The sequence below is a fragment of the Rhizobium sp. BK456 genome (assembly GCF_014194045.1).
In the GTDB taxonomy this organism is placed as follows: Bacteria; Pseudomonadota; Alphaproteobacteria; order Rhizobiales; family Rhizobiaceae; genus Rhizobium; species Rhizobium redzepovicii.
The window spans coordinates 169,296-188,629 of sequence record NZ_JACIAO010000010.1; the positions used below are offsets into that span (position 1 = coordinate 169,296).

The 19,334-nt window shown below is 57.5% G+C and carries 13 protein-coding genes and 1 pseudogene; 9 read left to right on the forward strand and 5 right to left on the reverse strand.

Features of this window, described 5'->3' with window-relative positions:
- Positions 1-26: 26 nt before the first annotated feature.
- Positions 27-476 (reverse strand): hypothetical protein, encoded by a 450-nt coding sequence (locus FHX03_RS25700; protein ID WP_168340246.1) that lies wholly within the window; start codon positions 474-476, stop codon positions 27-29.
- A gap of 270 nt (positions 477-746) precedes the next feature.
- Here FHX03_RS25700 and FHX03_RS25705 point away from each other — a divergent pair, with 270 nt between their 5' ends.
- From FHX03_RS25705 to FHX03_RS25715, 3 genes are read left to right on the forward strand one after another with little or no spacing between them, the layout of a single operon-like run.
- Positions 747-1,340 carry a DUF6088 family protein gene (locus FHX03_RS25705; RefSeq protein WP_183856066.1) on the forward strand — a complete coding sequence of 198 codons (594 nt, stop codon included), beginning with the start codon at positions 747-749 and terminating at the stop codon, positions 1,338-1,340.
- Complete coding sequence (locus FHX03_RS25710) at positions 1,333-2,346, forward strand: nucleotidyl transferase AbiEii/AbiGii toxin family protein (protein WP_183856068.1); 1,014 nt, start codon at positions 1,333-1,335, stop codon at positions 2,344-2,346. Before FHX03_RS25705 ends, FHX03_RS25710 begins: the two co-directional genes overlap by 8 nt.
- 60 nt (positions 2,347-2,406) lie before the next feature.
- Positions 2,407-5,151 carry a UvrD-helicase domain-containing protein gene (locus FHX03_RS25715; RefSeq protein WP_183856070.1) on the forward strand — a complete coding sequence of 915 codons (2,745 nt, stop codon included), beginning with the start codon at positions 2,407-2,409 and terminating at the stop codon, positions 5,149-5,151.
- A gap of 294 nt (positions 5,152-5,445) precedes the next feature.
- Here the strand turns inward: FHX03_RS25715 and FHX03_RS25720 are convergent.
- Positions 5,446-5,771 (reverse strand): annotated as a pseudogene (locus tag FHX03_RS25720) (cytochrome); the annotation flags it as partial.
- A gap of 365 nt (positions 5,772-6,136) precedes the next feature.
- On the opposite strand from FHX03_RS25720, the gene FHX03_RS25725 reads away from it, so the two are divergent.
- The 6 genes from FHX03_RS25725 (at position 6,137) to FHX03_RS25745 (ending at position 13,528) form a co-directional block, all read left to right on the forward strand.
- Positions 6,137-6,382, forward strand: coding sequence for a DUF5334 family protein (locus FHX03_RS25725; protein WP_127431526.1), 246 nt, complete (start codon positions 6,137-6,139; stop codon positions 6,380-6,382).
- Between the two features lie 464 nt (positions 6,383-6,846).
- Complete coding sequence (locus FHX03_RS25730; RefSeq protein ID WP_183856072.1) at positions 6,847-8,208, forward strand: DUF4435 domain-containing protein; 1,362 nt, start codon at positions 6,847-6,849, stop codon at positions 8,206-8,208.
- A 793-nt stretch (positions 8,209-9,001) separates the two neighbouring features.
- Positions 9,002-9,166, forward strand: a complete 165-nt coding sequence (locus FHX03_RS25735) for a hypothetical protein (RefSeq protein WP_183856074.1) — start codon at positions 9,002-9,004, stop codon at positions 9,164-9,166.
- Positions 9,167-9,213: 47 nt separating this feature from the next.
- Entirely contained in the window at positions 9,214-9,918 is a 705-nt protein-coding gene (locus FHX03_RS34220; RefSeq protein WP_210298718.1) for a hypothetical protein, read from the forward strand.
- A gap of 29 nt (positions 9,919-9,947) precedes the next feature.
- The gene (locus FHX03_RS34225; RefSeq protein WP_210298720.1) at positions 9,948-11,105 is read left to right on the forward strand and encodes a DNA/RNA non-specific endonuclease; all 1,158 of its coding nucleotides are present in this window, start codon (positions 9,948-9,950) and stop codon (positions 11,103-11,105) included.
- Between the two features lie 227 nt (positions 11,106-11,332).
- Complete coding sequence (locus FHX03_RS25745) at positions 11,333-13,528, forward strand: patatin-like phospholipase family protein (protein WP_183856076.1); 2,196 nt, start codon at positions 11,333-11,335, stop codon at positions 13,526-13,528.
- 863 nt (positions 13,529-14,391) lie between these two features.
- Here FHX03_RS25745 and FHX03_RS25750 read toward each other — a convergent pair.
- The 3 genes from FHX03_RS25750 to FHX03_RS25760 form a co-directional block, all read right to left on the reverse strand.
- The gene (locus FHX03_RS25750; protein ID WP_183856077.1) at positions 14,392-16,554 is read right to left on the reverse strand and encodes a hypothetical protein; all 2,163 of its coding nucleotides are present in this window, start codon (positions 16,552-16,554) and stop codon (positions 14,392-14,394) included.
- Positions 16,523-17,482 (reverse strand): lipase family protein, encoded by a 960-nt coding sequence (locus FHX03_RS25755; RefSeq protein WP_183856079.1) that lies wholly within the window; start codon positions 17,480-17,482, stop codon positions 16,523-16,525. The genes FHX03_RS25750 and FHX03_RS25755 overlap by 32 nt, the downstream gene beginning before the upstream one ends.
- 209 nt (positions 17,483-17,691) lie before the next feature.
- Entirely contained in the window at positions 17,692-19,251 is a 1,560-nt protein-coding gene (locus FHX03_RS25760; RefSeq protein WP_183856081.1) for a DUF2272 domain-containing protein, read from the reverse strand.
- Positions 19,252-19,334 lie beyond the last annotated feature (83 nt).

The window sequence follows — 19,334 nt, forward strand, 5'->3', positions numbered from 1 at the left end:
ATTTCAGGAGAGAGATAGGGGCAGAGTTACGTGTAACCGTTGCCGGCGCGATAGACTTCACTGCCATCGATGGACGTCGTGGCCAAGACGTCGATCAGTTCCTGATCCGGCCTGCCGTTCACCCGCTTTCGAATTTCGTCGAACATGTGGGGAGCATGTTTGAATAGTCGCTGGCTTTTGGCGTACGGCTCGCAAAGGGATCGAACCTCAATCCTTTTCCACTCACGCTGCGCCTCAAAGGTAAGCGCAAATGCGGCGAGGCGCTCGCGACGAGTCCAACCGGCGAAAAAGCCGATGGGTAGATATCCACTGAGCCAGTTTTCGTCCTCCGAAGTTAACATGCTCTCGCGAAAGGAAAGGAGTGTAACCAGCAGTTGCTGATCGCGCTGCTCCACCAGTTCCTGAATGGCTAGACCGACACTTTTGGCGTGATGCACTAGTTTGGCCAGTTTCTCGAAGTATCCGTCAATATTCATGCTGGGCCACCGAAATTTATATCTCAAATGTCTGTACGCGCTGGATTGTTAGAGCGACACTGTATCGCGATCAACCCAGGAGTATTACTCTGTAAGACAAGCCCACCGCCGCGCAGGGGCCTATCGATGTCGGCCGACCAAAGGAAAGACCACGGCCTTGCGCTTGCCGATCCTTCGAGGTGAGCAATTAGACCTTCGTTGAAGAAAGGCACGGGCCACCACATTGCAAACTGTCAGAAAGCTGCATATATTTCTGACAGGAGAAATAATATGCAACGACTGACAAGTCAGATCATGGCCTATGCCGAACAGCTGCCCGAGGGAACAGCGCTGTCCGCAAAGGCCCTCCTGCATTTGGGAAACCGTGCCGCGGTAGACCAGGCACTGTCGCGCCTATATGAACGCGGCGAGCTCGTCCGGGCCGGTCGTGGGATCTATCTCAAGGCGATCAAGAGCCGTTTCGGGAGCCGACCGCCGACGGTCGAGCAAGCCGTCGAAGCCGTTGCACACCAGCGTGGCGAGGTCATCGTTTCGAATGGCGCTGCGGCTGCAAACTCACTCGGGCTTTCTAGTCAGGTGCCGATCCGGTCCATATACTTCACATCCGGTCGCAGCCGAACCATGACTGTCGGCAGCCAGACGGTCGAGTTGAAGCACGTGCCACGTTGGCAGCTTGCCTTGGCGAACAAGCCTGCCGGCCTGGCTGTCCGCGCGCTGGCCTGGCTCGGTCCGGAAAAGGCCGACGAGGCTCTTCCGAGCATCAAGCGGAAGCTCTCCGCAGAGGCGTTCGGCGAACTCGTTGCCGCCGCCCCTCAGTTTCCCACCTGGCTTGCCCGCAGTGTAGGAAAGGCCGCTCATGGCTGAACAGTTTTTACGACTGTCCCGAGAAGATCGACGCGAAGTCCTTGCGATCGCAGCGGAGAAAGCCAGGCGGCCTATCCACCTCCTGGAAAAGGACGCGTGGGTCGTGTGGGCACTGCAGACCCTTTACGGAACGGCGCTTGGCGACCACCTTGTCTTCAAGGGCGGCACGTCCCTCTCGAAAGCCTACAACGCCATCCGTAGGTTTTCGGAAGATGTATACCTGACCTACGATATCCGCACGCTCGCTCATGATCTTGTGGGCGAGAACGAGCAGGCATTGCCGAAAACCAGAAGCGAAGAAAAGCGCTGGTCGAGCGAAGTCCGCAAGCGTTTGCCGGTCTGGGTATCCGAGACCGTGCGCCCGCTCGTTGCCGATGCGCTCAGCGCCCAGTCGCTTCCAGCCACCGTCCGGGTCGAAGCCGACAGGCTCTTCATCGACTACGAGGCAATTAGTGGAGGATCCGGCTATGTCGCTCCAAGCGTGATGCTGGAGTTTGGGGCTCGATCGACCGGCGAACCGGCAAGCGTTCGCGACATTTCATGCGACGCTGCCGGCCTTGTCGATGGCATCGAATTTCCCAACGCGCGACCGCGGGTCATGCATGCCGAACGCACGTTCTGGGAAAAGGCGACAGCAATTCACGTCTTCTGCCTGCAGGAACGCCTCCGCGGGGAGCGCTTTTCACGCCACTGGCACGACATCGCTCGTCTCGACGATATAGGCGTCGCCGACAGCGCAATCGCTGATCGCGAGCTGGCAAAGTCGGTGGCGCAGCATAAATCGATGTTTTTCGCTGAGAAGGCGGCTGACAAAACGCCGATTGACTATGAAGCGGCTGTGGGCAGGGGCCTGCAGCTGACGCCCTCCGGCGCAGGGAGGACAGCTCTCGAACAGGACTACTCGCGGATGCTTGAAGACGGCCTTCTTCTCGATGAGGCCGAGACCTTCGACGAACTCCTCTCTCGATGCGTAAAAATCCAAGAAAAGGCCAATGCCAGCGGCTGAGAAAAGCGTCCATGATCGCGGGAAGCCAACTGAAATGACAACTCGCGCGATGGCCGACCCGTGATTTTCAACCGCTACACCACCTATCGGCCCGGCCTTTTCGCCCGTCTGTTTCCCTCCGGCAGATGGAAGCTCCGGCTACCGACGGCGACCTCGGCTTCCGTCGAACTCCACACCGGAACGCGGGCCGAACTGCTATGCCTGGACATTACCGCCATCGGTATCAAAAAGGCGCTGCTTTGGCACACGGTCGAAATCCGCACATGCAGTCATGTCGAAACTCTGTCGTGCCTCGGCGAGGACGCCGCTACTCGGCTCGCGACGGACCTTCACAGGTTCATCAATCGCTACCTGCTCGAACTGATCCGGTCGGATCAAGAGGTTTTGAAAGAGGTCGATGCGAAACTCGAGCCATTGATCGAGGGGAAGCGGCAATACCTCGCACAGGCAGATCTGGCGCAAGCCATCGCGAGTGTTTCTGGCCCGGCCGCCGCAGCACTCTCCCATCCCTTGTTCGACGCCGACGGCTTAACCGCGGCCATGGAAGCCGATCTTCCACGGTCCCTGTTTTTCCTGACCGACCCCGACCGGCGCCATCAGTACAATAATGAATTTGTTGCGACCGAGCTCACCAGATACGCCCCCTTCTTTGACGATCTCGATGGCCGATCATTGTCCGACCAACAGAGGGAGTCCTGTATTCGCCTTGAGGACAGCAATCTCCTCATCGCGTCCGCAGGGTCAGGCAAGTCGGCGACGATGGTCGGCAAGGTCGCTTATGTGCTGGACAAGGGACTGTATCAACCGGAGGAAATCCTTGTCCTCGCCTACAATCGGGCCGCAGCTGAAGAGCTGAGGGAACGAATTGCGCAGCAGCTTGGCGTCCAGCCAGCGGATCTGCAGTGCAAGGTCACGACGTTCCACGCTCTCGGTCGGGGTATCATCGAACTGGTGGAGGCCAGGCCACCGCAATTGGCGAATTGGGTGGACCACCCTACTGGCGAAGCACGGGTCATCGCAAAGATCATCGAAGACTTGATGCAATCGGACGCGGGCTTTGCCAAGGTCTGGATTGACCTTCTCGTGCTATATCCGCAAGCCGATATTCCAGCGTCCGTTTTTGACAGCAATGCGGACTATCACCGCTACATCTCAGCGCGCCGTCGTGGTCGTGATGCGTCGATTGGCGCACTCGGCGGGGTCTACGTCAAATCACTGCAGGAGCAGACCATAGCGAACTGGCTGTGGCTCAATACGGTCGAGTTCCAATACGAGCGCCAGATCGCCACGGAAGGCGAAGACGGGACGATCAGGCATGTGCATCCCGATTTCTATTACCCGGCAAGCAATACCATCCATGAGCATCTCGCAATCGATAGCGACGGTTCCTCGCCATTTGCCGACTACGTAGAACATGCCGATAGCAAATTAGCTGCCTATAGCCGCGCAGAGTTGGACGTCTTCACGACAAAATCAGCTCAGGCAAACGATGGAACGCTTCTCCTTCAGCTTGAGGCCGAGCTTTCCAAACGAGAAATTCAATTCCGTCAGCGCAGCCTTGAGGAAATCTTGAAGACGGTCGAACCGATCGTCATCAAACACTTCCAGAAGCTGATCGCCATCTGCATCAAGCATATCCGTGCTGGCGATCTGACTTTGGAAATGCTCCTTGAGCGCGCAAATTCCCTTCACGACAAGAAGCGTGCCAAGACGTTCGCACAGGCAATCTCGAAAATTACCGAGGCCTACGCGAAGAAGCTCGAAGACGACCAGCGTATCGACTTCGATGCCATGATCGCCAACGCGACCCGTTTGGTGGAGGAGGCCCGGTATAAGAGCCCCTACTCCCTCATCCTCGTCGACGAATTCCAAGATATCTCAGATTCCCGCGCCAATCTGATTAAAGCACTGAAGCACCAGAAGCCATTCTCGAAGATCTTTGCGGTCGGAGACGACTGGCAATCGATTTATCGCTTTGCCGGCTCTGATATCAGCATATTCACGCAGTTCGAGGAAAATTTCGGCGCAAGCTGGCAAGGCAGGCTCGAGACGACCTACCGATGCAATCAGGTGATCGCCGATGCTGCCGCAAACTTCATACAGCGAAACCCCGCTCAGCTGAGAAAGGCAGTTCGCTCGGCCAGACCGGCGATTGCGCGATCCATCAGAGCAATTCCGATAACGGGCGAGCAAGGCAAGCCCGACTTCGGTAAGGCCAGCCTGCGGCTCCTGGACCGGCTTGACCGGTTTCTCGGCGGGATCGCAAGCCAATGGCGCACGAGCAGCGCTGCCCGGCTGAAGGTCATGGTGCTTTGGCGGTATAACCTGCTTGATCCGTTTGCCGGCGGGCTCCCCCGGTTTGAAAACATCGAGGTATCGGGTTTGTCATTTCATCGCGCGAAGGGGCTGGAGGCGGATTACACAATCCTGCTAGATGTCAGCGAGGGTGAATATGGTGTTCCCAGCCGAATTGAAGATGACGAGCTTCTAAACCTCGTCATGCCGCAGCCAGAGACCTTCGAATACGCTGAGGAACGGCGTTTGTTTTACGTCGCGCTAACGCGGGCAAGCCGAGGTGTCTTCCTGCTGATGAACGATCGGCAGCCATCACGTTACATTCACGAGTTGGCAAACATCGCCGGTGGCAACTTCCGACTGGAGACAATTGACGGCGAGGCGCTGCCTCAATGTCCAACATGCCATGTCGGGCATGTCATCGAAAGAAAGAGCAAGACCGGAGACCGCTTTATGGGGTGCACGCAGTACCCAGATTGCAGTTACACAGCGCAACTTGGTGTGCGCTGAAGAACATCCGATCATCGTGGACAACCAAAAATGCTAGAACCGGCTCAAGAACTCCCACGGGTACCCTTGGAAACCGTGGACCCGATAGCGCGTAAGTGAATAGTCGTTGCGATTACGATGTCCCCGGGTAACGAGCGTTCGCCGTTTCGTCGCGGCGGTCGGCTGGGACTGGGATGACGGTCGAACGGAGTCGTTCCGGGCTCCGATGACCTCATAGTTGACTAATTGTCCAGTGCGCGCCAGGCGGGCCGGCAAATTGCGGAAAAGATCACGGATCCCGGTGGTGTCCGCGCATCACCAGAGCACCGGGAACTCCTCGAACCCGCCATTGATGATCTCCTTGCGCAACTTGAGTTCTTCCAGCGCCACGACCAGGCGCAGCGTGGGGAACCGCTGAAGATCGTACCGAACACCACCTTGACGGCGCGTCCGATGTGGAATTTCCGGGTCGTCGAAATGGCTTCGATCGAACAACTTCGCCGGTAGCCGATCAGCACCTTGCTCTCCGCGGGAATATGCACGCCCGCGATGGTCGCGGCCGCCCCTTGGATAGCGCACGATGCCATCCCAGCCCGCGCCCCGGCCAACGCCTTGTCCACCAGGGATGGATCGCCGACCAGGGTTCGGCTTAAGAGAGCGCGCGTATTCGTCCGGTCATCGCAGGCGCTCGGGCTGTTTCAGGTTCCGCAACCAGCAATCGGTTAATGATACTGGTGGATATACAACTAAAAGTGCAGAAAAGGTCCGACCCTACTCTCGACTAAGAGACGCATCAGCGGTTAAACATCCATCGGGTGGAAGCAAATTTCGCACGGCAACGCCGCTTTACTTCAGCGGAGTGAACACCTGTTGCCGTTCAGGGGGGTCTTATGAAATTAATCTATTCGCTCTTTCTTGCCTTTACGCTATCAGCAAGTTCGGCTACCGCACACGGCGGCGGAACTGACGGGAACGGGTGCCATACCAATCACAAGACCGGATTGGAATGTTTTTCGCCTCGAGCAATATTTGCCTTGGCTGGGATGGCGTCGATAACGAAACGGGGGCCTCAGTCGAGATCGGTAAAGGTAATCTTGTTAGATCCGGCCAGACTATTGAGATCTACGACCACGGGTCCGGTGAATACCGCGACGTTGACGTCCAAAGCATTCAACGTTCCGGTGGATCCGTTGAAGTGGAAGTCTACGACAGTGAGAGCGGCGAATATCGCACTCTCGAGATGGATGATTGAAGCCATGAGCAGGCGTCATGGTGGCGCCTGCTTCATATTGTTGCACAGCGTTGAATCAAGTTTTCAAAGGCGCGGTCAGAAATTGACGATCGGCTCCCAACCCCGGTCCAAAAATCGCGGAGATAGTTGCGCTACGTAGCTCCTGCACGCTTGCTTGCGGGGTATGGGTTGCTTGTCACACCGAAAACCAGAGTAATCCATGTCTATTGGTATCCCTCACGCCGACTGGTGAATGCAGCATCGAGCCTGCTCCTGGAAGGCCTATCATCCTCCTCGGACCTAACGGTACTGGAAAGAGTCGCCTTGGCATCCACATCGATAATCTTGAGGAGACAGGAGCCTCTTATCGTATCGGGGCACAACGCTCACTTGAGCTCCCGGATGAAGTTTTTTCGGAAAGGTACGAACGAGCCATCGGCTTGCTTCGCCGTGACAGCCGGCGCGTCCAGGCCTCGCCGGGATCAATGGAGCATAATTACGATGAAGTACTTGTCGCCCTCTTTGCCGAACGCCTCCGGGCATTGGAACTTGCGCACGAAAAATCGAAGGGGCGGAAAAATTCCATTCGACCGGTTACCGTGATCGACAGACTTCAAGAGCTTTGGCATGAGTTGATCCCCAGCCAAAGCCTTCTGTTTTCGGAAGCCACCGTCCGGGCGGTCAGGCTCGATGGCGATGGCGAGTCATACGAAGCGTCCGCGATGAGCGATGGAGAGAGGCTTGTTCTCTATATTCTCGGTCAGGTCCTACTGATCGAGACCGATAGCCTTCTGATTGTTGACGAACCCGAACTGCACATGAACCGCTCGCTGCTTGTGCGGTTATGGGACCTTGTCGAGCGCGCCCGACCGGACTGCTCTTTTCTCTATGTGACACATGACATCGATTTCGCGGCGTCCCGTCGCAGCGCTCAACTATATGCCGTTCTAAACTATGTGCCGGCGACCTATAAGGAGGTGCTTGTTCGCACACGAACTCGGCTTGAGGAGGACACGCCGGCAATGTGGACGATCGAGCCCTTGCCCTCGGCGACTGAGCTCCCGCGCGATCTTCTTGTGCGGATGGTCGGAAGCCGCAAACCAATCCTGTTTGTTGAAGGGAAACAAGGCGGCCTGGACGAGACGATCTATAGGGCGATCTATGGCAATTTCACCGTCATCCCGTCCGGATCTTGCGGCCAGGTGATCCAGTTTGTCCGCAGCTTCCGCAAGCAGGAGGAGTTGCATTGGCTGCATTGTGCCGGTTTGGTGGATCGCGACAATCGCCATCCAGCGGCGGACGGTGCTCTTGAGGAGGGGATTTTTACACTTCCCGTTCACGAGGTCGAAAACTTGCTTCTCGCGCCCGAAGTTTTCTTTGCGTTGGCCGAGGAACTCAAGCTCGACAAACGTGAGGCGACGCGCCGCTTTGACACGCTGACGAGTGACGTCTTTGAAGCGGCAGGACGCGACGCGGACCGCGTTAGCCTGAGACACACCAGCAATGTTATCTGGCAATCCGGTAAATCAGTCGGCGCGAAAGCCAAGAACATCAATGAGTTGTCGCGCATTTACGCTGAGCTTACGGCTAAAACCGACCCCTCCTCGATCTATTCTGATTTTCACTCAAAATATCAGGGCGTCTTGGCGGCGCGGGACTTCGAGCAACTTCTCCTTCTATACGACAACAAGAACAAGCTTTTGGACATGCTCGGGAAAGCATTGGACCTGCAAGGCAGAAGCGCGGTCGAAAATCTCGTGTCTCGGCTTCTTGTATCGCCAACCGCGAGCCCACTGACTGGCGCTCTCGTGCAACGACTTCCGGTAATTGATACTGGTACGTACTGACACGCAGGCAACTTCCGTGAACCCCTCGTACGCGGCTCCTGCTTGCTTCAGAAGCTCGGGGGCCATGACATCTCCATGCTACCCTCGACCTCCGATCGATCTTCGCCTCCGCCCATGCTAACGCCGAAACGCGCAAGAGGTGCGGCAGCGTCGCCGATCGGTTGGTTGCAAAAGCCCTATCCGGTTGACGCTTTGATCGATCTGGCCGGGTGGCATCTGGCTTCATCGTCGTCATCGGACGACCTCCAAAAGGAACGGAAGTTAGCGCGCTCCTATGGGATCCGAACTTTGAAGCCGAAGGGGATTTCGAACGACGAGTTCGACGCCGACCACGTTCTGATCGCTTCCCTTACTTGGTGGCTTCCTGTCGGACGATCGGCGTGCGCAACGCTTCTGGGCAGATCTGCAGAATCTTGTCGATCCAGATGAGGACGTGCTTCTGAATGCGCTCGGCACTTATGACGCTGGCCGCGGTGCCGAGTGATCAGGCTTTTCAGCCCTTGATGATGCCAACGTCGGTTGCGGCCTTGACTTTCGGTTGCATTCTGGGGAATGCTCGCTCAGAGCTTTTGCAAGAAAAAAGTACGCTAAAATGGCTGGAGCGGCAGGGTAGACTTGGTCGTTCGGCAACGATCTGCGGTCGGGCTACCGCGATTTATAGATAGCCGTCAGATTATACGCCTTCAAGCAGTCTTACCTATGTCTTGTCCGGAGGGGTCATGGCAATTCGGGTTCTGCCTTCACAGATCATCGCGATGCTTGCGCCGCGGCGCCATCGCTTGCGCAACTTCTTGTGGCACGCAGTCCGCGGCGCCTGGAACAATCCACAGCTCACCTGCCCCGCCATGGCAACCGGCAGGACGATACGGATCTTCGCGATATGGAGGCGATCATACAAAAGCTCGGCTCCTACCGGGTCATTCGCAATTCCTACGACCTTCTACGCGACCCGGATTGATGCCGCAGCGCGAATACATCTGCAACCAACACTTTGGGAGGCAAGTCATGGCAAAGGTTACTCGTGGAAGCCGGCAATCAACGGGGGGGATTTCCGAAGAGGCGTTACGCAGACACATCCGCGCCAAAGGCGCTGACTATCTGCAGGATCCCAACGTCACATCGGTAGGGATCGGCCTGAAGAATGGGGACGGCCCGATCTGCATTCAATTCACGGTCGGCACCAAGGGAGATTCTGCGATTGAATCACTCGGCAGCCGCCGCATTCCTGAGGCAATCGAGGTCGAAGGGCAGATGGTCCCGACGGATGTCTTGCAGCGCGCCTTCCGTCCGTCGTTCGAAATTGTCGCAGAGGAACAAATTGATCTGCGCCGCCAGAGGCTCGATCCGATCCGGCCAGGTGTCAGCATCGCGCATACCGCTGAAACTGCTGGGACGCTTGGCTTGATCGTTTTCGATCGCGCGACCGGAGCGCCCTGCGTGCTGTCCAATTGGCATGTTCTCAACGGCAACGTCGGAAAGATCGGAGACAGATCGTTCAGCCCGGGCCCTACGATGACAACAATATCACGCTCAACGTCGCGGGAACCCTGCTCCGCAGCCATTTGGGCGCGGCCGGCGATTGCGCGCTATCAAAAGTTCAGCAACGCGGGTATGACCGCTCGGTTTTCGAACTCAATGTGGTGCCGGCTCGAATGGCGCGCGTCGCACTCGGCGACAAGGTGGTCAAATCCGGGCGGACGACCGCAGTAACCAGAGGCGTCGTGCGTCGCGTCGACGTCATGGCCAAGATCAACTACGGCATCCCCGCGGGCGAACAGGCGATCGGCTGCTTTGAAATCGGTCCCGATCCTCAGGACGTTCCCGCAGACGGCGAGATCAGCAAGGGCGGCGATTCCGGATCGGCGTGGCTCATCTTCGACAAAGGCAAGGCCACCGACATTTTTGCCGGCCTCCATTTTGCTGGGGAGACCAATGGCACGAGCGACGAGCACGCGCTCGCCTGCTACCCAGCCTCCATCCAGAAGAAACTCGATTTCGTCCTGGAGCCACTGACCACGGCGCCCACCGCAGTCCAGATCCAGAGTATCGTGGCTCGACGAGGCTACGATGCGGGTTTTCTTGGAGCAGCCGTCCCGGAGCCAGGCCTGTCTGCCGCGCAGAAGCGTGACGCTGTCAATTTCGGACGAGGCCAAACGATACCCTACACGCATTTTTCGGTCTGCCTGAGCGCAAAGCGCCGGATGGCGCGCTATGTCGCCTGGAACATAGATGGCTCGAGGATGGTGGCACTGCCACGCCGCGGCTTTTCGATCGATCCGAGGATCGATGCCAAATACCAATTCGGAGATGCGCTTTATCTCGAGAACCGCGTCGACCGTGGACATATTGCGCGCCGCGCCGACGTCTGCTGGGGACCCGTTGCGGAAGCGGAACAGGCCAATCGGGATTCGTTCTATTTCACCAATATTGCGCCGCAGCACGAGCGTTTCAACCAGTCATCCAGAAAGGGGCTGTGGGGTGAGCTCGAGAATCTCGTTTTTGACCAGGCCGACCTCAAGGACCTCAAGCTCTCGGTCGTTGGTGGGCCGGTATTCGGAACGGAAGATATTGAGTACAGGGATGCCCTCATTCCTCGATCATTTTGGAAAATGATCGCCTATCTCGGCAAGGATGATCGGTTGCGATGTGCAGCTTTCATCCTGTCTCAGGAAAAGCTGCTCAACGATCTTGAGAGCCTCGATCTCGATCCCTTCCGTATCTATCAGGTGTCGCTTGCCGAGCTTGCCCGGAAAACCGATCTCAATTTCGATCTGCTTTCGGATGCCGACATCATTAGTCGTCCCGAGCTAGTTACCCGACCGGTCGGCCCTGAATCCCTGGTCGACACCACCAAGGCTGTGACAGAGATCCGTTCCGAGCGCGACATACGACTCTGATCTGGTGGACGATGAAATCTCGACCGGGCTCGTCCTTGGACACCCAGGCCGGGCACCGCGGTTGACGCAGCGACTAACCGCGTAGTCGAGCAAGCGGGAGCTGGCTTCGGCTTCTCTGGTTCGATGCAATCACTCCCGGACGATTTCTCGTATGGGAGACGGATCGGCTAGATTTCGAGTTAGTCCAATCGGCCATGATTAAGCTGGAAAGTGCTTTAGGAGAGATCATGGAAATTCTTAGCAAGTTGAAACAGATGCGGCTTCCTACCGGTCATACAATTCGAGAGTTCTTTTGGCCCTGTGTTTTTTGCATTATCGGATTGTTTGCGCCTGTTTTGCTGGGCGACGCGGTTTTTGAGGTCTTACGAAGCGCGGCAGAGGATTTAGACCTGGCGCTCGGCCGGATACTTTTTGCAGGTTTTACGTATTGTATCCTCGGCCTTGCGACCTCCCAATTGCTTTATGCCACAGTTCAGGCTGTTAGAAGGCAACCAGGACGTGGCGCTCGCACGACGCCTTCACAGACGGATTTCCGCTCCGTGTGGATTGATTTAAGTATAGCTGTCGCGTCGGCTTTGCCGCTTGTGGGCATCGCTCTTGCAATTGCAAGAGCAACAGCGTCTCCAGAGTTAGGTGATTACGGAAATCCAACTGAGGCGCTGACCAGGCTTGAGCGCTACACATTGTGCCTCGCCCTGGCGTTGGCGGTGGGTATTTTTTGTCTTTCCCGAACTAAAGGTGCGAGACATAGATCGAACATCGTCGTTCCAGCGGTCGTGGCTGTTCTCTTCATATACTATGTCATACCACGCGCGCAGTTTCCCGGCTTCGTGTCGGCGATCTCCGTGTTTGCGGCATGGCTTGCTTGCATCGCGGCAATATCGATGTACCTCCGTCATCTGCGTCGGATATCCGGTATTCCAATTCTGTCTTTGCTTGTTCTATGCGGGCTCGCATTTACCCTTTTGGGCTGGAATAGAAATCATGAAATTCGAAAGGACGGAGGCGGTTCAGCCCCTGACCATCCTCTAGCTGACGGCGCCTTTCTTGAGTGGTTGAGCAATCGACCGGACCTCGAAGCCTATGAGGATCGCCCCTACCCCGTATTCGTTGTGACCGCCGAGGGCGGTGGGCTGTACGCTGCATACTTCACCGCAGCGGTATTGGGAGCTTTACAGGATACGTGCCCGCGCTTTGGACCACATGTATTCGCCATCAGTGGAGTTTCCGGCGGCTCGCTCGGAGCCGCCGTTTATGCGAGTTTGGCGTCGGAAGCTGTCCAACCTCTCAGCGCGTGCAATTTCGACGCCGTCAAGGATCAGGGGCTCAAGGAGCGAGCAACCAAAATTCTTGGACAGGAGATATTGACGCCCCTTATGGCGGGCACTCTCTTTTATGATTTCTTCTCGTCGGTGCTGCCTTTCTCCATCCCTGCACTGGATCGGGGCCGCGTGTTCGATGACGCAATTGAACGTCTTTGGTCAGGGCAACCCTCCGGCGGCCTACTTTCCCTCCCCATGCATAAGGCATGGCGGCCAGATGGAATGGCACCCGCGCTCATTTTGAATACATACGATCTGACGGGTTACGGCCCGGTGAGCGTCGCACCTTTCCGATTGAATCTCGGTGTTGTCGGCGACTTTTACGAGGCGGCCACCGATTATTCTCTGAACGACCTCCACGGAAGCTATCCGAACGATATTCGCGTCAGCACCGCTGTGGGTCTCAGTGCTCGATTCCCCATCGTAACACCGGAAGGAACGTATGCCAGGTCCGTACTTTACACGAAGCCGGGATCACCTCCAGGTCCCCCTTCTAGCGAAAACCACATTGAGCGAACTGAGGTGCTGCGATTTGTGGATGGCGGTTATTTCGACAACAACGGGGCGGGCGCAATTTACAGCCTCCTGACGTCTTTGCACCAAGCCCGTAGTCGCGATCCTTGCCCTCAGGGTGTCCGCAGCACGGCTGACGTCCCTTGCCTCGCCAAGCCTTTTCAAATTTATGCCATCCAGATTAACGGGACTGAAGGTAGGACGCGGTCCGAGGTTTATGGCTCACTAGCCACCGTGATCGCGGGCATAACCTCGATCCGAGGATCGTGGAAGCAGAATATGAATGACATTTTGGTCCATGAGATCGGTGAGTCATGGGGCAATTTGCCATGCGGGCTTCCTAGAGCTCCGATTTATCTGGATACAACGGCCTTCCGGGCGTTTGACCCTGATCACGGGATGTTTGATCTACCGCTTTCATGGCAACTGTCGCGAACAACGGAACGGATGCTCGACTCCCTCGTGCCCCATGCTTCCCTTTGTCAAAAGCAGCTCAGGTCAGGAAGCAACAGCAACGACTGCGGTCCGTGGGACGTTAGGTGGGCGTTGGAGAGTCAGGATCCGACGACACAATGCCCTTTTCGATAATTATATAGGGCGAGGCAGGCTGGACAGAGGCTGGACTACCTCGCTGGCCGATACGTACCTCGCACCTTCGCAGGGCGGGGCCGACTTCGCAAGTGGAGCTTCTGCGCCGGCCAACGCGGGACACTTCGAGCTCGCCGGACATCGATGAGACCGAAATGAAGGGAGTCGATACCCCTATGCCGTCCATCATCTGATTGGAGTGCCTGCGCTTCGGGGCCGGTGGAAAGCGCAACGCGAAACCCGCTTCTGCAGCCAACCGCAAACGAGTTACCCGAAACATGCGGGTGCTGATCCGTCCCAGGCCCAACCCGGCCAGCCGCCGGGTGAGGATGGTTCGAATTTAGATCGGCCGCCCGACTGACGATCGACTCTGCGAGCGCGTGTCTACCGCCTGCGTTTGCAATGGGCTGCCGTTCAACGCAGTTCGCGATGTTTCAAAAGGGGGGTCGAGATGAAGAGCTTCTAGCTCTTGAGGAGAATCGAACTGATGATCCGGTTACTACATTGTCGATCCGTGGGAGACGTATGACCGGCCCTATGGGGCGGTCGAGGCAACGGCCAACGCGGGGCGGAAAAGCGCTGGTCCGGAGCGATCGCAGCCAGGCTGCACGCCTGGCTATGCCTGTGGTGAGGCGAGCGTTGTGTCGTCGGCGGAGTCATCCAATCTGCGATCGTGTCATGCTAGCATCTAGGGTGAAGGCGCGTTTAGCGCGACCTTGGTGGCATCAAGCGCGGTAAAATGACACCACTCTTCATCATCGGAACCCCAGTCGCCGATGATTTCTCCGGCAACATAGGCTGTTAGGCCCCGAGCCGACACACGCGGCAGGGCCACGCGCGCCACCTCCAGTGCGTCGGTCGCTTCAGGGCGTTCCCCCGCTCTTGCTCCCGTTCTTGGCTGCGTCTCCCTTGGCGGCCTCCCCCTTCGCCTCCTCCTGAGCCTTGAAGCCGAGGTAAAGCCCGCTCACCAGCCCCATCAACAGGAGCAGCGTGGGGTCGAAGACAGGCAGGCGAAAGTTGCGTGCGACGGTCCACACAAACAGCGCCCCCAGGATCAGAGTCCAGGCGATCGCCTGGATACGCTGCAGTTGCGGCGCGCCATCGACACTCAGGACATCGCTAACGAAGCCGCGAGATGTGCGGCCTTCGGCGGTACCGGCATTGATAAGGACAGACCCGAGACCGGTCGCCCCGCTGATGCCCAGAAGCCACAGGATCTCGTTGCTGAGGAGGCCGTAGTAGAGGTCGAAGCTCATGGCGATGAAGATATAGCCGGCTATCACCAGAAAGAGCCAGAAGGCCATCTGGGTGCGGCCGAGGCTGTAGGGGCCGGTGGCTCGGTCTGCAAATTGCGATGTGGGGTAATTCCGCTGGATATCGGCCACCTTGCTGGCCGCTGGGTCGACTGCAAGTTGCGCGTCATCTAGAGCTTTCTCGGCGTCCTTCAATTGCTGCGCGACCTGGTCAATTCCGGCCTGCTTTTGCCTAATACCCGATACAGCTTCCTTGATGTCCGTGCCTGCAGTCTCGAGCTCTGCTTCGGTTGCCTTGATCAGAGTTTCATTGGTCGAGACGATCCGATCTCTTGCGGCTTTGGCGTCGTCGCGTGCCTGCGTCGAGGCACCGGGCGAGGCAGTGAGGGCAGCCTCTGCTTGGTCAAGCGCAGCCTGCGCAGCGGTCAGGCCGCTTACCTCGTCGAAGGTCTTCCCAGCCGCATCGCGGGCTGCCTGCGCCGTGTTCCGTCGGGCCTGCAGCCTCGCGACCTCCTCCTGCGGCTTGATGAGCAGGTGTTCCAGCCTCATTCGCTGCACCCTTGCGTTTCTGTGCGCAGGGTCAACGTCGAGAACCGTCTCTAGTCTGCCATTTTCCGCTCTGGCGGCAACGAGGGCACTCCGTGCGGCGGTGTAGGCGGCGAACTTGTCCGGGTCGCCGGGGGCTGCGGCGAGGTCGGTCTCGGCGAGGCCGAACTCGCGCTGCCGTCGCTTCTCTTCGAGCTTCACTGCCTCGAGCCGATACAAAAGATCTCGGCAGGTCAAGCTGTTGTCGCGGAGGAGCGGCGTCCGCGCGGCATATGCGATGAAAGCCGCGGTAAACAGGGCCAACGCAAGCAATCCGACGAGCACCGGGGTCAGCGAGAAAACGTACATCGTGATCTGGTCAATGGTGCCGTTCCGGGCGGTCTCGGGGATGGACGCTGTCGATCCGGCGTGCGACAGACCGATATCGACCTGACGCTTGCCCAAGGGCTCGGCAAATGCCACCTCGCTCAATAGTTCCTGCCAAAACTTCGCCGCAGGGTCAGTCGCGTCCTCGGGCGTCCACAGGGGGAAGTAGAGCCGCTGCACTGCGTCAGTCGCGTGCGCCTGCACTTTGAGAAATGGGGCCAGCTTGTCATTGAGAAAGACAGAGAGTGGCACCGGATCGAGCGGCTTCGCATACGCGGCCTTCGCCGTGCGGAGATCGGTCTTCGCCTTGTCAATAGCGCTTTGGAACTGGGTGATCTCGCTGGCCGGCTTGCCTTCGTCCGTTGCCGTTGTAAGCCTGGCCTGGCTCGCGGTCAGCGCTTCCTGCATTAGTTTGACGTTGTTTCCCCGCTCCTCCACCGTTTCCCTGGAGACGACGCCGGCCACCAGGACGCAGATATTCCGGCCGGGCTCCGTCTCCCCCGGCATCACGCGCACGATGCGCAGGATACCGGCCCGGTCGTTAGCGGCTTCAGCTTCGGTCAGGCTCTGTTTGACTGTTGTCTCGGCTTGCCCGCATTCCGTGCTGGTGACCTCCCCAACATTCGGTCCGGAGGCGGCCGCGAGGCAAAAGCAAAGAACTAGCGCAGCGAGCCCCAGGAGGACGAGCCATCCGGCGGGCCACGTGGCAGGATCCATCAGCCGACGGGCTGCGGCATTCACGGTGCTTGCTGTCATAATCTCCTCCTCGGTGGGTCCGCCGGTGCACGAGCGTGCCTGCATCACTGCAGAAACCGCATACATTTCAGTGTTATGGTACAGCCGGGCCGCACTGGTCTTCATCGCCCTTCATATCGACCCAACAGATGATATCGCAGGCAAGCTGATTAATACTGTGTTGGCTAAATGGACCCGAACCGGGATTACCCAATCGGAACGTCGAACGAAAATTAAACCGGAGTTCCGTCTCCTTAGGGTTGTTTTTTCCGATCGGTTTTAGTTGCCGCTGTATTGAACGGAGGGGTGCAAGAACCTCGCCCCGTTCATAGATCCTGAAGATCTCGTCGCCTTTTCTGTTGGCGGCACTTACTCTTGGGTCCGCGCTCGTCGAGCCTGTGACAGGTGAGGAATCAAATGCATAAGCGGTGTGTATGCGCGGGGAGGCGTACGCAGCCTGTTGAGCGAGCCCGCCACCCAGCGAGTGCCCAACTGCTATTATCTCAGCATTCGGGCCGAAGTCCTTATCTACACGGCTTGTCAGTGCTTCAACGAGATCACGGGTCTGGGCATACTGGTCGCGTGTGAAGGGATTTAGCCGCGTCAGCCACCTCAAGTTAGCAATCCAGTCTCCGAAATCACCGAGATCGGTCCCCCGGAAAACAAGCGCTAGCCGTATTCGGCCAGTTGCCTCCGTATCGCGCCAGAGCTGATAGCCAAGTCCTCTGATCTTAATAGGGCCGCCGGGAGTTTCAACTACTGGGTCGCTCTCCAAATAGTCGGGAAGTTGTTTCCAACGGTGTCGAGGCACCACAACACTTGGACAATAGGCGCCCCCTGCCAGCCTCGCATTATAGGCCGCCGCCGCAAGAAGAGCGTAGTCTGACAGGTGGACAAGAGCTGGATCGCGAGGTTCACGCAGCCAAATGTCAACAGCTTTGCGAGACGCATCAGGATCGCGAACAATGATCCTCGTATCCCGCGGCACCTGACATGCTTGGGTGGCAAGAAGAGCCACTCCGAGCAATATGCTTTGGCTAAAACCGTTCGTCACTGACCTGATCTCCGCATACCGGACCAATCCGATCTGAAACAACCCTCTCCTGATCGGCAATCTGCATAACCCCCACCTCGCAACGCGACAGCTCTCATTATGACAAAGGGACGCAATCATATGATGGTCTAAGGCCCTCGGCGCTGCGCATGCATCCGGCCCGATACCGTCAGGCTTCTTCGGGCGGCCGAAGAGCGCACAGCGTCATCTCACACCGTTGCAGGCTCGATGAACTTTGCGAATACAAACCCATCCTTCACCCGATCGCCCTCGAGATCTACGAGCGCCCATCGACCCCTCGTGTTTTCCTCGAATTCAAGGACATTGAGAGGCGTGCCGTCGAGCAGTTCCTTGATGATCGGAAACTCCGGTCCAGGCCCGCCCCGCAGTTTGAGGTCGGTCCGCACCCGGACGACAAACGCGCCAGGCACCACAGCCTGCGCGCCGGCCGCCAGCAGGTTCTCGACAACGCAGATAAGCTTGGACCTGATCTCCGATTGATCCAGAAAGCCGTTAACGTCCAGCGCGAAGAACTTTTTTCCGACTGTGCCGGTCCCCTGAGGAATGGCCTCGTTTCCGCCGATCGTCACGGCATGCCGCACGCCATTGCGTGTCTCGAAGCCGACGACGATGGCGCTGTGCGAAGGGTAACCAGTGTTCCGCTTGGCAAAGTCGAAACTCAGCGTGGCACCATCCCGATTGTGATGAATAAGGTCTCCCAGCCGCGGCGCATATTCAGTGATACGATGACCGCGGAATACGCCGGTATGCGCGTCACCATTTGCGATGGCGGCGTGAACAAACACGCTGTGACTCAAATTGAACTTAAACTGTTGCGGCGTCGCACCTGATTTCTTGACACAGAAGGATAGAAACGCGGCGGACCACGCATTGTCATTGAGCGTGGGATTGAGATCGCGGCTGCCGCCCCCAGCCTCATAATAATCTGCGATGTGTCCTCGCAGCGGCTCGTCGCCTTCATCGATACCGTTGAACCGATCGAATTCCGCCTTGGCAATGCTTACAATCGATGGTTCAGCAACGACCGCGGCGGCGACCATGATATGGCCAGGAGCCTCCCCTGTCGCCGGGTTTGGAATCTCCCGCGCGATCTTGATGAACTGGTCGATGTTCTCGCCATAAAAATGCGTTCCGTCGAAATGCCCTTGCTGAAGACCCTTACTTTTCCTGAAATTGCCAAAGCCCGTATTATAAACGATTGCAGTGAACGCCGACTCCAGATCCGTCAGCGATTGCTTATCGTCAAGGTCAAGTTGGCGGAGAGCATGCTTGAGCTCCGTGACCATTTTGTCAACGCAGGCGTCGATGTTCTGCCAACGCTGCTCGAGGAAAAAATCAGGGTCGGTTTTGAAAAACTGCAGATCATATTGGAAGATGCCATAACCGTGGACGAACTTCTCCGGTCGCCGCGCCACCCTTTGATACGCCTCGATACCGGTGGCTTCGGCCATTTCGCCAAGCAGCCCATGTGCAAAGTCGAACATTTCCCCACCGCGGTTCGCATCGACAAGTTCGGCCCGGTTCTTTGGAAAGGCGCTACGGTTCGGCGTGTCGAGCGTATCGCCGACAGACAATCTCAATATCTCCACACGCGGCAGGTGCAGTCGGAGTTTGCTCCAGAGTTCACCGGACTCCTGAAACGCAATGGCGCAGATCAAGTCGAAAGACAGGGGCGTTCCGGCCAGCGCCGGGACAATGTCTGACGCGAAATTGGTCTTGAACCACTTGATCTCTTCTTTGATGCTCATCGAACTCTCCTAAAGTAAGGGTCTAGGGTGGCGTGAAGGCAACGCGTCCTCTTCGGCAAAATCTGAGCACAGATCGCCGTTCT